At 75.3% G+C, this 13,037-nt stretch carries 10 protein-coding genes; 4 read left to right on the top strand and 6 right to left on the bottom strand.

Translation table 11 applies throughout. The features are described 5' to 3' along the window. Window positions 1-36: 36 nt before the first annotated feature. Together ACFVUH_RS21275 and ACFVUH_RS21270 are read right to left on the bottom strand one after the other, a co-directional pair. On the bottom strand, window positions 37-2,853 hold the full coding sequence (locus ACFVUH_RS21275; RefSeq protein ID WP_387914892.1) for an FtsX-like permease family protein: 2,817 nt from the start codon (window positions 2,851-2,853) through the stop codon (window positions 37-39). Further along, on the bottom strand, window positions 2,850-6,176 hold the full coding sequence (locus tag ACFVUH_RS21270) for an FtsX-like permease family protein (protein WP_387914891.1): 3,327 nt from the start codon (window positions 6,174-6,176) through the stop codon (window positions 2,850-2,852). Before ACFVUH_RS21270 ends, ACFVUH_RS21275 begins: the two co-directional genes overlap by 4 nt. Before the next feature lie 336 nt (window positions 6,177-6,512). On the opposite strand from ACFVUH_RS21270, the gene ACFVUH_RS21265 reads away from it, so the two are divergent. Further along, window positions 6,513-7,244: an ABC transporter ATP-binding protein gene (locus ACFVUH_RS21265; protein ID WP_387790980.1), complete on the top strand. Its 732-nt coding sequence runs from the start codon at window positions 6,513-6,515 to the stop codon at window positions 7,242-7,244. 180 nt (window positions 7,245-7,424) lie between these two features. Beyond that, entirely contained in the window at window positions 7,425-7,718 is a 294-nt protein-coding gene (locus ACFVUH_RS21260; RefSeq protein WP_355361185.1) for a hypothetical protein, read from the top strand. A 1-nt stretch (window position 7,719) separates the two neighbouring features. On the opposite strand, the gene ACFVUH_RS21255 is transcribed toward ACFVUH_RS21260, so the two are convergent. The 3 genes from ACFVUH_RS21255 to ACFVUH_RS21245 form a co-directional block, all read right to left on the bottom strand. Continuing rightward, window positions 7,720-8,664, bottom strand: a complete 945-nt coding sequence (locus ACFVUH_RS21255) for a DUF5996 family protein (RefSeq protein WP_387914890.1) — start codon at window positions 8,662-8,664, stop codon at window positions 7,720-7,722. A gap of 61 nt (window positions 8,665-8,725) precedes the next feature. Further along, on the bottom strand, window positions 8,726-9,517 hold the full coding sequence (locus ACFVUH_RS21250; RefSeq protein ID WP_355361189.1) for an AfsR/SARP family transcriptional regulator: 792 nt from the start codon (window positions 9,515-9,517) through the stop codon (window positions 8,726-8,728). Between the two features lie 29 nt (window positions 9,518-9,546). Continuing rightward, on the bottom strand, window positions 9,547-10,377 hold the full coding sequence (locus tag ACFVUH_RS21245) for a mycofactocin-coupled SDR family oxidoreductase (protein ID WP_387914889.1): 831 nt from the start codon (window positions 10,375-10,377) through the stop codon (window positions 9,547-9,549). Between the two features lie 177 nt (window positions 10,378-10,554). On the opposite strand from ACFVUH_RS21245, the gene ACFVUH_RS21240 reads away from it, so the two are divergent. Then, complete coding sequence (locus ACFVUH_RS21240; protein WP_355361193.1) at window positions 10,555-10,938, top strand: PPOX class F420-dependent oxidoreductase; 384 nt, start codon at window positions 10,555-10,557, stop codon at window positions 10,936-10,938. Here the strand turns inward: ACFVUH_RS21240 and ACFVUH_RS21235 are convergent. Next, window positions 10,925-11,257 carry a helix-turn-helix transcriptional regulator gene (locus ACFVUH_RS21235; protein ID WP_355361195.1) on the bottom strand — a complete coding sequence of 111 codons (333 nt, stop codon included), beginning with the start codon at window positions 11,255-11,257 and terminating at the stop codon, window positions 10,925-10,927. The genes ACFVUH_RS21240 and ACFVUH_RS21235 overlap by 14 nt on opposite strands. 173 nt (window positions 11,258-11,430) lie before the next feature. Between ACFVUH_RS21235 and ACFVUH_RS21230 the strand changes: the two genes are divergently transcribed. Next, entirely contained in the window at window positions 11,431-13,026 is a 1,596-nt protein-coding gene (locus ACFVUH_RS21230) for an MFS transporter (protein WP_387914888.1), read from the top strand. The last annotated feature ends 11 nt before the right edge of the window (window positions 13,027-13,037 follow it).

Below are 13,037 nucleotides of genomic sequence, written 5' to 3'. Positions count from 1 at the left end.
TGGTGGTGGTGTCGGTTCCGGTCGGGCACGGGGGCGTCATCGCTGGTCCCCCGCCCGCAGTTCGGTGGTGATCTGACGCCGGCCGGCGATCAGCGCCTCGGCGACGACGCCGGCCGCGATCAGGGCGGCGAGACCGGCGGTCTGCAGCAGGACCGGCGGGACGTCGACCGGCAGGCCGCGCGCGATCTCGGCGCCGACCAGGATCGACAGGTCGAAGGACGGGCCGAGCAGGGCGACCGCGGCCAGCGCGACGAGGCCGCCGCCGACCGCCGCGACCAGGGTCTGCGGCAGGGTCTCGACCAGGATCAGCGCCAGGCCCTGCCGGGGACGCAGGCCCATGGTGCGCAGCCGGGCGAGCAGGGCGGTGCGTTCGGGGGCGGCGCGGACCAGGGTGAGCAGGACGGCGAGCAGGGCGAGCGCGCCGGAGCCGAGGACGGCGGCCCAGAACAGCCGGGCGGCGGAGTCCTGGAGCGGGTCGTCGGCGAGTTGGGCGGTGACGGCGGCGCTGGTGCGCACGGTGTAGCCGGCCGGCAGGCCCTCCCCCTGGCCCGCGGACCCGGCGATCGTGGCGCGTGTGGCGCGTTCGGCGTCGCTGGCGATCCGTTCGCGCACCAGGCGCCGCAGTTCGCCCTCGTCGACCGACCCGGTGGCCAGCCAGAGGTTGGCGCGGCCGAGTTCGGGGGCGGCGGCGACGGCCGGGGCGGCCGGCAGGACGACGAACAGCCGGTCCTCGCCCTGCAGGGCGGGGGTGGCGTCGACGGTGCCGGCGGTGGAGGTGAGCAGTTCGCCGCCGTTCGGCAGGCGCAGGCGGTGGGTGGCGTCCCCGCCGAGCTGCTTGGCGAGTGCGGTGGAGACCAGGACGGGCACGGCCGCGTCGGGTCCGCCGGCGCCGCCGGACAGCACGGCGGGGTCGAAGGCGCCGCGCCCGAGCGAGCGGGAGATCTCCGCGTAGGAGGCGGGATCGGCGACGACGGCGAACACCCGGGTCGTGCCGTTGCCGCCGAGCACGAACACCTCGGTGTCGGCCCAGACCGGGGCGGAGGCCCGGATGCCGGGCAGCTTGGCCGCCTCGTCGGCGAAGGCGCTCGACACGGTGACGCCGATCGGCACGATCACGGAGGCGTCGCCGCCGACGCTCAGCCGGGCCGCGCGGGTGCGCCCCGTGTCGACGGCGCCCAGGACGGTGGCGCCGAAGCCGGCGGTGGTGACCGCGAGCAGCAGGGCGAGCAGCGGCAGCACGGAGGTGCCCTGCCGGCCGCCGGTGCCCCGGGCGGCGCGGGTCAGACCGAGGAACCCGACGGCGCCCGGGCGCCGGGCGGCGACCCGGGTGAGCGCGCCGACCAGCAGCGGCTGGAGGCGGGCGAGCAGCAGTCCCCCGGTGAGGGCGAGCAGCAGCGGGGCGACGACCAGCAGGGGGTCGGCGCTCTCGCCGGTGGTGGCGACGCCGCGCCGCCGGACCTCCGCCACGGCGGTGATCGTCAGGGCCAGGACCGCGAGTTCGCCGACCAGGCGGCGCCGGCCGAGGCCGGGCCGGGGACGCGCCCACAGCCGCGCGGCGCGCAGCGGGAGGGCGAGCAGGGTGAACAGGGCGACGGCCGAGGCGGCCAGCAGGGCGCCGCCCCAGCGCGGGGCGGGCAGCAGCCACAGGGCGAGCGCGGTCGCGAGGGCGGAGGCCGGCAGGACGGTCACCGCGCCTTCGCCGAGCAGCCGCAGCAGGACGCCGGATCGCGAGCCGCCGCGGGCCTGGAGCAGCCGCAGTTCGGCGGCGCGCCGGTCGCCGGTGAGCGCGGCGGCCAGGCAGAGCACGACCACGCCGACGCCCGCGAGGCCGGCCGGGCCGATCGCGGCAAGCGGCGCGGCGGCCTCCTGTCGCTCGGTGGCCTGGCGGAACAGCGTGGGCAGCTGGGAGACGAAGTGCAGGTCGGGGCGGCGGCTGGCGTTCGCCAGCGTGTTGGCGGTGGGTCCGGTGAGGTAGGAGGCGACTTCGCGGTCGGTCGCGGCGAGCCGGTCGGCGCGCAGGCCGTCGACGTCGACGGGCAGCCGCCAGAAGTCCTGCGCGCCGGTCTGCCAGGTCCGCAGCGGCTGGAGGGCGGAGCCGTCGACGAGTCCGGCGATGTGCCAGTAGGCCGCGGGCTCCTTGCCGGTGGTGTAGTTGAGGCAGGCCCGGCTGGGGCAGGGCAGCTCGGTCCAGTAGGGGTCGTCGTGGTCGTTGACGTCGAGGATGCCGACCACCTGGGCGCTGGGCGACTTCTCGCCGCTGGTGGCCGAGGAGGTCTGCAGGACGTCGCCGAGGCGGATGTGGACGGTCTCGGCGACGTCGCGGCTGATCGCGATCGGGACGGGTCCCACCGCCGAGGGGGCGCCCGGCCAGCTGCCCTCGGCGAGCGTCACGTGCTCGCGCAGGCCCTGCAGGTAGAGCAGGTCCATCATCGGATCGGCCTTCTCGGGCCTGGCCAGGCCGGGGTTGATGAGGGGGCGCGGCTTGCCGCTGCGGCTGCCGTAGACCGGTCCGCCGGGCGCGACGCGGAAGGTGGCTCCGGTGTGCGCGGTGAGCAGGGCGGCGTCGCGGTCCAGGCTCTCGGCCTCGCCGCGCAGGTCGGCGGTGGCGAGGATGCTGGTCGCGGCCGGGCCCCGGTCGCGGAGGAACTCGCGCAGGCCCTGGTCGGCGCTGCGGTCCAGCATGCGCGGGAAGGCGGCCGCGAGGAAGACGGTGCCGAACGCGAGCACGGCGGTGAGCAGCGCGGCGAGCGGGGTCGCGCGCAGCCGGGTGCGCACCCACGCCGCGGGGCGGTGGGCGCTCTGCGGTCCGGCGTCGGCGGGCCGGGGGGCCTCGGATCCGGCCGGGCTGGTCACATCTCCTCCAGGTGCCGCAGGCGTTGGGCCACGTCGCGGCGGCGACGGCCGCCGAGCAGGGCCGAGAGCAGGGGGACGGCGGCGATCGCGGCGGCCAGCAGCACGGCGGTGCCGAGCGGCAGGTCGACGACGGCGTCCGGGACAGGGCGGCGGGCCTCCGGGGTGAGCACCACGAGCGGCACGATCAGCCGCACGATCAACGCGCCGAGGGCGAGGCCGACGACGGTGCCGAGGCCGACCAGGACGGCCTGCTCGGCGGTGGCCGTGCGGACCAGACGGCGCCTGGGGGCGCCGAGGGCCAGCAGCAGCGCGGAGTCGCGGGAGCGCTCGGCCGCGGCGGCGGCCGAGGCGGCGCCGAAGCCGATCGCGGCGAGCACCGTGGTGACGAGGGCGATGGCGGCGAGCGCGTTCTGCGGGGCGGCGCTCAGCGGGTCGCCGAGCAGGTCGGCGGCGACCTCGTCGCGGAGCTGGAGTCCCGGGGTGTTGGGGGCCGCGCGCAGGGCGGCGGCCGCCTGGGCGGGGGCCGGGTCGTCCGGGCCGGCGGCGGGCAGCCACCACTCGGTGGGGAGGGGGGTCTCCCGGCCGGTGGCGGCGAGCGCCCGGCCGGCGGCGCCGAGATCGACCAGCAGGGCGTTCCCGCCGACGACGGGCAGCGATTCGACCTCGCCGGTGATCCGCACCTGCACGGTGGCGAGGCCGAACGGCACGCGCACGGTCGAGCCGACGCCGGAGCCGGTGGCGGCCAGGTAGCCGCGGGTGGCGACGCCGGTGATCTCGGTCGGCGGCTCGGCTCCGGCCGGGGTGATGACGGCGCGCTGCGTGCCGCGGTTGCCGGTGACGGCCCAGTAGCGCGCGCTCAGCAGCGTCCGGTCGTCGGCCCGGCCGGGGAGGAGTTCCACGTGGGCGTCGTGGTCGGTGCCGTCGCCGGGGTTGGCCCAGCCGAAGCCGGCGGGGACGGCGGCCGGCACGGCGGGCGACGTCGCGTCGTCGGCCGCGGCGAGCCCGCGGAGGGTCAGCGTGCCGCCGTCGGTGGGGCCGAAGGAGAGGGTCACGCCGACGACGGTCAGCGGCGCGGACACCGAGCTGCGTCCGCCGTCGGTGAGCCAGGCGAGGTTCGCGGTGGCGCGGCCCTCGCCGGAGGCGGGGATGCCGCGCAGCGGGGCGACGAAGGAGACGTTGTGGCGGTCGCGCAGCAGCAGCCAGGCGTCCGGGGCCCTGACCGGTGGCGGCATGGCCTCGCCCGGCTCCGGCCGCCACGCGTTCGGAGTGAAGGTGACGTCGGCCTCGATGCGCTGCGGACGGCCGGGCAGCGGGATTCCGGCCGCGGCCCCGGCGGGCGCGTTCGCGGCGAGCGGGGTGAACAGCCGCTTCGGGTCCTGTCCGTCGAGCAGGTCGGAGCGGACCGGGACGCGCTCGGCGAAGGCGGCGGCGTCCACGGCGAGGATCTGTCCGTGGCCGCCGTCGGGCAGTGACTGCTCCTGGCGGCTGACGGGGATGATCCGGTCGCCGCCGGGCAGGGCGGCGAAGCGGCTGCCCTGGCCGAGCGGGTCGGTGTGGAGGCTGTGGATGCGCAGGCCGCCGGCGGTGGCGAAGGAGGCCTGGTCCTGCTGGGAGGTGTTCCAGGTGTCGTGCTGGCCGAGGGCGAGGACGCCGGTGGAGACGCCGAGCACCAGCAGCAGGACCGGTCCGCCCGCCTGGCCGGGGCGGCGGGCGAGCTGCCAGCCGACCAGGGCGGGCCCGAGGCCGCGGCCCCGGGCGGCGATCCGGGCGCCGAGGCGGGCCGCGAGCGGCAGCAGGCGCAGCGCGAGCAGGGTGCCGGCGCCGAGGGCGAGGGTGGGGGTGGCGATGAGGACCGGGTCCAGGCCGAGGCGGCCGTCGGCGTCCGGCGACAGTCCGCCGCTGTACTGGGAGAGCTGTTGGTAGGCGAGGACGGCCAGCGCCAGCAGGGCGAGGTCGGCGCCGGAGCGGGCGGCGCCGGCGGCCAGGGCCTGGCGGCTGCCGGCCCGGCGCAGCACGGCGGCGCCGGCCCCGCGCAGCAGGGCGGGCACGGCGGCGAGCAGGACGCAGCCCAGCGCGCAGGCGACGGCGACCGGCCACAGGGTCCAGCGCAGCGAGGTGTCCAGCGGCACGTGGCGCAGCGGGCCGAAGCTTCCGAGGAGGCTCAGCAGCGGCGGGGTGAGCAGCGGGGCGAGCAGGGCGGCGGGCAGCGCGAGCAGCAGGGCCTCGGTGGCGCTGAAGGCGCCGAGCCGCAGGCCGGAGGCGCCGCGGGCGGCGAGCAGCGCGTTCTCGGCCTGCTGGCGGGTGGCGATCAGGTGGACGACGAGCAGCAGGGCGGCGGCGGCCAGCACGATCAGCTGGAGGGCGCCGATGAGCAGGGTGGAGCGGGCGACCATGGCGCTGGAGTCCAGCTCGCGCAGCAGGTCGGCCAGGTCGGTGCGGGCGATCAGCCCGCCGTTCCTGTTGAGGTCGTCGCCGGCCGGGGTGATCCGCTCGCGCAGGGCGTTCACGGCGCTGGCACCGGCGGTGGTGAAGTCGGCGTCGACCAGCCAGCTGCGGCCGTTCTGCGGGATGCCGGCGGCGGTGAAGGCGGTGTCGTCGACGAGCAGCGGGCCGTAGGTGGTGAAGCCGCCGACCAGGACCTCGCGGCCCTGCAGCGGGTCGAGCCGCCAGTAGAGGTCGCCGGGGTCGGTGGCGCGGTAGACGCCGGTGATCCGGACGGTGAGCGGGGCGCCGCCGTAGCGGTCGGTGAGCCGGACCTCGGCGGGGAGGGCGTCGGCGGCGAGGCCGAGGCGGGTGAGCGCGGCCTTCGGGACGGCCGCCTGGACCGGGGCCGCGGTGCCGGACGCGGCGGGGGCGGGCCAGGCGCCGGCGAGCAGCTGGACGTCCCGGCGGTCGAGGGCGGCGAGGACCGTGAGGTCGTCCTCCTTGGCGGCGCCCGGCCCGCCGGCCGCGGCCGCGTTGCTCGTCTGCTTGTCCGCCGGGGCAGCCTGCGCGCCGCCCGCCGGGGCGCCGGGCAGGCCGTAGGAGCGGCTGCGGGACAGGCCGCGGGTCTCGGTCGGCAGGTCGCCGAAGAGGGCGCGGGCGTAGTCGCCCACCGCCGCGTCGTCCTTGGCCCGCCGGTCCAGCCCGTGCTCGGAGTTGACCACCACGGTGGTCCTCGGATGGCCCTGGCCCTGGAGGGCCTGGCGCTGTCCGATCTCGCCGACGGTGCGCTGGAAGGCGACCAGCGCGGTGAGCACCGCCGTCGTGATCAGTACGGTGAGCAGGGCGGCGGCGGCCAGGGGCAGTCGCCCGCGCAGACGGCGCACGACAAAGCCGAGCATCCTGTTCCTCCCCCGGTCCTCAGGAATGTCCGCGCCGTACCGCGCCGCCCGGACCGGGCTCGCGTCTCCCACTGCGCGGAGGGGCGCCCACGGGCGCCGCAAGGTGATCTCCGGCGCTTGATCACCGGATAGCGGACGATGCTGTCAGATCCGGTCAAAGAAGGGAAGGGACTTGCGCGAAGGATGCAAGTAATGAGCAAATGCTCCGAACCACGACCGGACCATGCCTGACGGCACGTCGGCTCTTACCGGATTCGCGCAGCCATGGACACTTCAAACAATCCGGCGCCGCCCCGTCGGCGGGACGCGCCGGAGCCCGCCCAGGGGGGACGCCGTATGACGCAGCAACCGGCCGGCACCGCGACCGCTCCCATGGTGACCGTCACCGACGTCCACCGCAGTTTCGGAACCGGCGAACGGGCCGTGCACGCCCTGCGCGGCGTCTCCTTCACGATCGGCCGCGGCGAACTCACCGCGCTCAAGGGCCGTTCCGGCTCCGGCAAGACCACCCTGCTCAACCTGGTCGGCGGCCTGGACAGCCCGAGCGGGGGCACCATCACCCTGGACGGCACCGACCTCGGCGGTCTGGACGAGGACGGCCGGCTGGCGCTGCGCCGGGACCGGCTGGGCTTCGTCTTCCAGTCCTTCGGCCTGCTCCCGGTGCTCACCGCCGCCGAGAACGTCGGCGTGCCGATGCGGCTGCGCAAGGTGCCGGCCGCCCAGCGCGAGGAGCGCGCCCGCGACCTGCTGGCGCTGGTCGGCCTGGCCGACCACGCCAACCAGCGCCCCGGCGAGCTGTCCGGCGGCCAGCAGCAGCGCGTCGCCGTCGCCCGGGCCCTGGCCAACGAGCCCGACCTGATCATCGCCGACGAGCCGACCGGCCAGCTGGACTCGGAGACCGGCCGTTCCATCATGGAGCTGCTGCGCGCCGTGGTCCGCAGCGAGGGCGTCACCATCCTGGTCGCCACCCACGACCCGAACCTCATGGAGCTCGCCGACCGCGTGGTCGAACTCCGCGACGGCCGCATCGTCGAGGAGGCCCCGGCAGCCGAGGCGCCCGTCGGCTGAGGCACCCGTCGGCCGAAGGTCCCGGGCGCGCACCGGCGCACCGGCGCGCCCGCGCGACCGTCCACCGACGCGCCGACCGGGCCCCCGAGCGGCCGACACCGCCGTCACGCCGACCGGGCGTTAGCATCCATGCGAGGTACGGCCGCACGGCCCTGCCCACGTGGAGAGGCGGAGAGCGCCATGGCAGTCGAGATCCAGGTCGAGTCCCTGGGCGACCACGAGCACCTGGTCCGGGTCCGCGAGGGAGCCGCCGAGGCCGAGACGCGGATCCGGGTCACCGACGGTGTGCTCGACCACCCGCGGATCACCGCGGCCGGGGCCGACGAGACCCGGATCGTGCACGAGACGGTGGCCTTCCTGGTCGAGCGCCAGCCCGTGATCGACATCCCGCCGATGATCGACCTCGACGACCTCGCGGACGCCTACGGCACCCCGTACCTGGACGACCTCGGCCGCCGCCTCACCGCGCGGTAGATCAGCCGGCGCCGCGGGCGGCCACCGGGTCGGTGACGCCGCCGGGCGAGGCCTCGCCGCCGATGTTCCAGTCGGCGAGGCCGGCCGCGGACTGGTAGACGGACTCGTAGAAGTCCAGCACCGCGGCCCGCGGGTCCTCGCCGCCGCGCACGTCGTCGTACTCCAGGACGGCCAGGTGGCTGCCGTTGCGCTCGACCCAGCGGGCCGCGCCGGGGCGCAGCGGGCGCTCGGCCAGGCCGGCGGGTTCGGGCGCCGCGTAGGAGTAGAAGGCCGGCCGGGGGAAGGTGTCGTCGCCGAACCAGAAGCCGGCGCTGATGACCTCCCGGGAGTAGGCCTCGCGGGTCACCGGGTCGACGCTCGGCGGCTGGTCCACCCGGCGGCCGGAGAAGCGGCTGACCGCGATGTCGAAGGTGTGCCAGAAGTGGTGCACCGGGCTGATCTTCCCGCAGAAGCGGGCGGCGAACTCCTCCAGCACCAGGGCGACCTGGCCGAGCACCTGCCAGTAGCGGTTGACCCAGAACGGGTCGTACGCGGCGTGCTCGGTGTCCTCGGTGAACGGCCGCCCGGCGTCGGGCAGGTCGAAGGGGTGCGGGTGCGGGAGGGCCACCGGCACGCCGACCACCGCGAGGGCGTCGAGCGTCTGGCGGTAGAACGAGGCCACGGACTGCCCGGTGAGCGGGAACGAGACCCGGCGGCCGTCCGAGGAGCAGACCACCAGCCGGTGGTCGACGAAGTCGAAGTCGACGCAGAAGGTCCCGCCCCCGTCGGGCAGGGCCATCGGCCGGGTGGTGATGCCGCGCCCGGTGAGGTAGTAGGGGACGTTCCACCAGTGGTTGCGCCGCACGCTCTCCGCCAGGCGGATCTTGCCGACGACCTGGGCGAACCGGTGCACGGTCGCCTTGGAGTCCTGCCACCGCGACAGCGGGATCGGAGGAAACAGCTCCATGGGGCCACGCTAGGCCCACCCGGGCGCTCCCGCATCCGCGCCCGGCGCGCGGCGGCCGGGGTCAGGGCCGGGCGTCGGCACCCACCTCGTACGGGTGCGGTCCCGGGACGGGCTCGCCGGCCACGATCGCCCGGTGCACCTCGCGCAGCTGCCGGCCCGGGCCCAGGCCCAGCTCCCGCCGCAGCGTGGCCCCGGCCCGCCGGTAGGCCCACAGCGCCTCGGCCCGGCGCTCCGAGGCGTACAGGGCCCGCATCAGCTGGGCGTGGAACGCCTCGTGCAGGGGGTGCTCGGCGACCAGGGCGGAGAGGAGCCCGATCAGCGAGCGGTGCCGGTCCAGCGCGAGGCCGACCTCGACGTGGTCCTCCAGGCACTGCAGCCGCCGGGTCCTCGCCCAGGCGGCGAACACCCCGATCAGCGGGCCGTGCCGGCGCGGGTCCGGGAGCGGTCCGCGCCACAGGGCGACCGCCCGGGCCAGCGCGCGGGAGCTCTCCTCCAGGTCCCCGGCCGCCCGGGCGGCCCGGGCCAGGCGGGTGAGCTGTTCCAGCTCGCCCCAGTCGGTGTCGGCCGGATCGACCGCCAGCAGGTAGCCGGGGTGCTCGGTGACGATCGGCGAGGGTCCGGGCGCGGCCCGTGCCAGCAGCTTGCGCAGCTGGGAGACGTAGACGTGCAGGCCGGCGGACGCGCGGCGGGGCGGGGAGCCGTCCCAGAGCTCGGTGATCAGCGCCTCCTTGGAGACGACCGTGTTCGCCCGGACCACCAGGGCGGTCAGCAGCGTCGCCACCTTGGGCGCGTTGACGGTCAGCACGGTGGCTCCGGCGGTGACCCGCAGCGGGCCGAGCACCTCGTACCGCATGACGGCCTCCCCCGGGACCTACCCGCCGCTCACGCCGTGTACTGGGCGTTCCAGCCGGCGGCCACGTCGAGCGAGACGCCGCTGATGTGCCGGGCCGCGTCGGAGGCCAGGAACAGCGCGGCGTCCGCGGCCTCCGAGGGCTCGATGTACGGCACGCGCATCGGCATGAGGCTCGCCCAGGCCGCGGCGGCGGCCTGCGGGGTGGGGTCGTCGGGACTGAACTGGCGGTAGTTCAGCTCGTTGTTGATCATCGCGGTGTTGGTGAAGCTGGGCGAGACGGCGTTGACCGTGATGCCGTACGGGCCCAGTTCGAGCGCGGCGGACTTGAGCAGGCCGAGCACGCCCCACTTGGCCGCCGCGTAGTGGGTCATGTTCGCCGCGCCGACCCGGGAGGCGACCGAGCCGGTGACCAGGATGCGGCCGCCGCGCTGCGGCACCATGACCCGGGCCGCGGCCCGGAAGGTGTGGAAGACGCCGGTCAGGTCGGTGTCGATCATGTCGCGCCAGACCTCGTCGGTCATGTCCAGCAGCGGGGAGGTGCTCCACAGGCCGGCGTTGGCGCAGACGACGTCCAGCCGTCCGAACTCCTCCACCGCCGTGGCGACGACGCCGTCCACCTCGGCGGAGACCCGGACGTCGGCCGTCCGCACGGCGCATTTGGCGCCGATTTCCTCGACCGCCCGCCGGGTTTCCTCCAGGTCCTTCGAGGTGCCCATCGGAATCGGCACGGAATCGATCTGGGCCGCGATGTCGGAGAGGACGACGTGCGCCCCCTCGGCGGCAAAAGCGAGGGCGTAGGAACGGCCGATCCCGCGGGCCGCCCCCGTGATCGCCACGACCTTTCCGGTGAACCTGGACACGCCGGACCCCCTTCGCACGATGACGTTTCGACCGAGGCTAGGCGCCGGCGCACAAGGCCCGCACAAGGCTCACCCGAGGCCGCTGCGGCGCTGCTGGACAGGCCGGACCGCGGTTCGCCAGGATCTCGACCGATGTCGGGAGTTCCGTCCGAACGCGCGGAGAGAAGGGTAGTCCCCGTGATTCCTGAGAGCCATCGAGACCTGCTGGAGCGGCCACTCTTCGCGCATTTCGCGACGGTCCGGCCGGACGGTTCCCCACAGGTGAACCCGACGTGGTTCGCGTGGGACGGGAACCACCTGTGGTTCACCAATTCGACGCTGCGGCGAAAGTACCTGAACATCCAGGAGAATCCCGCGGTGGCGGTTTCGGTCATCGACCCGGATCAGCCCTACCGCTATCTGGAGATCCGGGGCCAGGTCGACCTGGTGGAGCCGGACCCGGCGGCGTCGACGTTCCTGCGGCTGGCGAAGCGCTACGGGGTGGAGGACGCGACGGTCCCGCCGGACGCGCCGTCCCGCGTCGTCTACCGGATGACGCCGCGGCACGTCACGTTCCAGTGACCGACGCGTCGACGGGCGGCAGTTCGTCGGCCGGCGGCTCGGTGAGCGGACGGTCCGCCAGGACCAGGTCCAGCAGGCCGGGGAACTGCTCGTCGAACTCCGCCCGGCGCAGCCGGTTGAGCCGGCGCGAGCCGTCGTCGTGCTGCAGCAGCAGTCCGGCCTGCCGCAGCACGGTGAAGTGGTGGCTCAGCCCGGACTTGCGGATCGGCAGATCGAAGGTGCCGCAGGCGAGTTCGGCGGGTTCGGCGGCTGCGAGCTGCCGCAGCAGGGACAGCCGCACCGGATCGGCGACCGCCTGCAGCACCGTCAGCAACGGCACCTCACGCGGATGACGGTGCGTCAGAGTGGCGGCCCGAGCGGTGACTTTCGCATCCGACTTGCGCGAAGTGGTGTTTGAGCGGGATCGTACACTCCTAGGATCTGTTTGATTCATGTCGTACACCTTACCCGGCCGGTCCCGTCCTGGCCGCCCGTCAACGAAGGAAGACGCCCATGACCTCGACCGCCTTACCCCAGGACGACGTCCGCCGGCCGGGGCTGACGCTCCTCGCCATCTGCCTCACCGTGGTCCTGTTCCCGCTGGCCATCACCGGCGCGTCGGTCGCGCTGCCGTCGATCGGCTCCGACCTCGGCAACTCCCTGGCGGCGGGGCAGTGGGTGGTCAACGGCTACGACCTGACCTACGCCGGCTTCATGCTCGCCAGCGGCTCGATCGCCGACCTCGTCGGCCGCCGCAAGGTGTTCCAGGTCGGCCTGGTGCTGTTCGGCGGCGGCGCCCTGATCTCCGCGCTGGCGCCGAACATCCTCGTCCTCGACCTCGCCCGCGCGGTGGCCGGCATCGGCGCCGCCGCGGCGACCACCAGCGGCAGCGCCATCCTCGCCCACGCCTTCGACGGCCCGGCCCGGGCCCGCGCCTTCGGCCTCTTCGGCACCTCGATCGGCCTGGGCCTCGCCTTCGGGCCCAGCATCGCCGGCCTGCTGACCAGCAACCTCGGCTGGCGCTCGGTCTTCCTGGTGCCCGCGATCATCGGCCTGGTCGTGCTGCTGCTCACGCCCACCCTCGCGGACTCCCGCAACCCGGCGGCGAGCAAGGTCGACCGGCCCGGCACCATCACCTTCACCCTCGCGCTGCTGCTGCTGATCCTCGGCCTGGTCGAGGGCCCGCAGGCCGGCTGGAGCAGCCCGCTGGTGCTCGGCAGCTTCATCGGCTTCGTCGTCCTGCTGGTCCTCTTCGGCGTGGTCGAGCAGCGCCAGTCGGAGCCCATGTTCGACCTGGGCCTGCTCAAGCACCGCAAGTTCGTCGGCGTCTCGCTCGCCACCATCCCGGTGGTCTTCGGGTTCACCCCGCTCGCGGTCTACCTGCCCTCGTACTTCATCGCCGCCGACGGCGTCAGCGCCCAGCAGGCCGGTCTCATCCTGATCATGCTCACCGGCCTGACGCTGTTCTTCCCGACCATCGCCGGCTACGCCACCCGCTGGATCCCCGCCCAGGTGCAGATCGCCTTCACGGTGATCCTCACCGCGGTCGGCCTCGCCTGGCTGACCGTGCTGGAGCCCGGCGTCGGCTACCTGACGCTGCTGCCGCCGCTGGCCCTGATCGGCATCGCCGTCGGCCTCTCCTTCGGCCTGCTGGACGGCGCCGCCGTGAGCAGCGTCGAGGTCTCCCGGGCCGGCATGGCGGCCGGCATGTTCAACACCGTCCGGCTGGCCGGCGAGACCATCGCCATCGCGGTCGCCGGCTCGCTGCTGGTCAGCTTCACCCAGTCCGAGGTGAGCGGGAAGCTCGGCGGCTTCAGCAGCCGCTACGCCGACGACCCGGCCGCGCTCGCCAACCTGATGAACCAGGGCGAGCTGAAGAGCGCCGTCGAGACCGTCGAACCCGCCTCGCAGCGCGGCGCGTTCGCCGACACCGCCGCCTCGGCCTTCGCCCAGGGCTTCCACGGCCTGCTCTGGGTGCTGGCCGCGCTGTGCGCGGTCACCTTCGTGGTCGTCGCGCTGCTGCTGCGCGAGCCGCGCGGCGCCGTGGCCGGCGCCACCGAGGAGAGCGCGCTGCCGCGCACCGCCGAGGTGGCCCACGCCGCTGACTGAGACCGCCGACC

This window comes from Kitasatospora sp. NPDC058032 (genome assembly GCF_042885845.1).
In the GTDB taxonomy this organism is placed as follows: Bacteria; Actinomycetota; Actinomycetes; order Streptomycetales; family Streptomycetaceae; genus Kitasatospora.
Note: the sequence above shows the minus strand (reverse complement) of the source record. Positions and strands in the feature narration are given on the sequence as shown.

Coding starts and splice junctions, on each gene's coding strand:
- ACFVUH_RS21265 (WP_387790980.1), top strand. CDS start 6,513: ATGACGCAGCAACCGGCCGGCACCGCGACCGCTCCCATGGTGACCGTC.
- ACFVUH_RS21255 (WP_387914890.1), bottom strand. CDS start 8,664: ATGGAGCTGTTTCCTCCGATCCCGCTGTCGCGGTGGCAGGACTCCAAG.
- ACFVUH_RS21270 (WP_387914891.1), bottom strand. CDS start 6,176: ATGCTCGGCTTTGTCGTGCGCCGTCTGCGCGGGCGACTGCCCCTGGCC.
- ACFVUH_RS21250 (WP_355361189.1), bottom strand. CDS start 9,517: ATGCGGTACGAGGTGCTCGGCCCGCTGCGGGTCACCGCCGGAGCCACC.
- ACFVUH_RS21260 (WP_355361185.1), top strand. CDS start 7,425: ATGGCAGTCGAGATCCAGGTCGAGTCCCTGGGCGACCACGAGCACCTG.
- ACFVUH_RS21230 (WP_387914888.1), top strand. CDS start 11,431: ATGACCTCGACCGCCTTACCCCAGGACGACGTCCGCCGGCCGGGGCTG.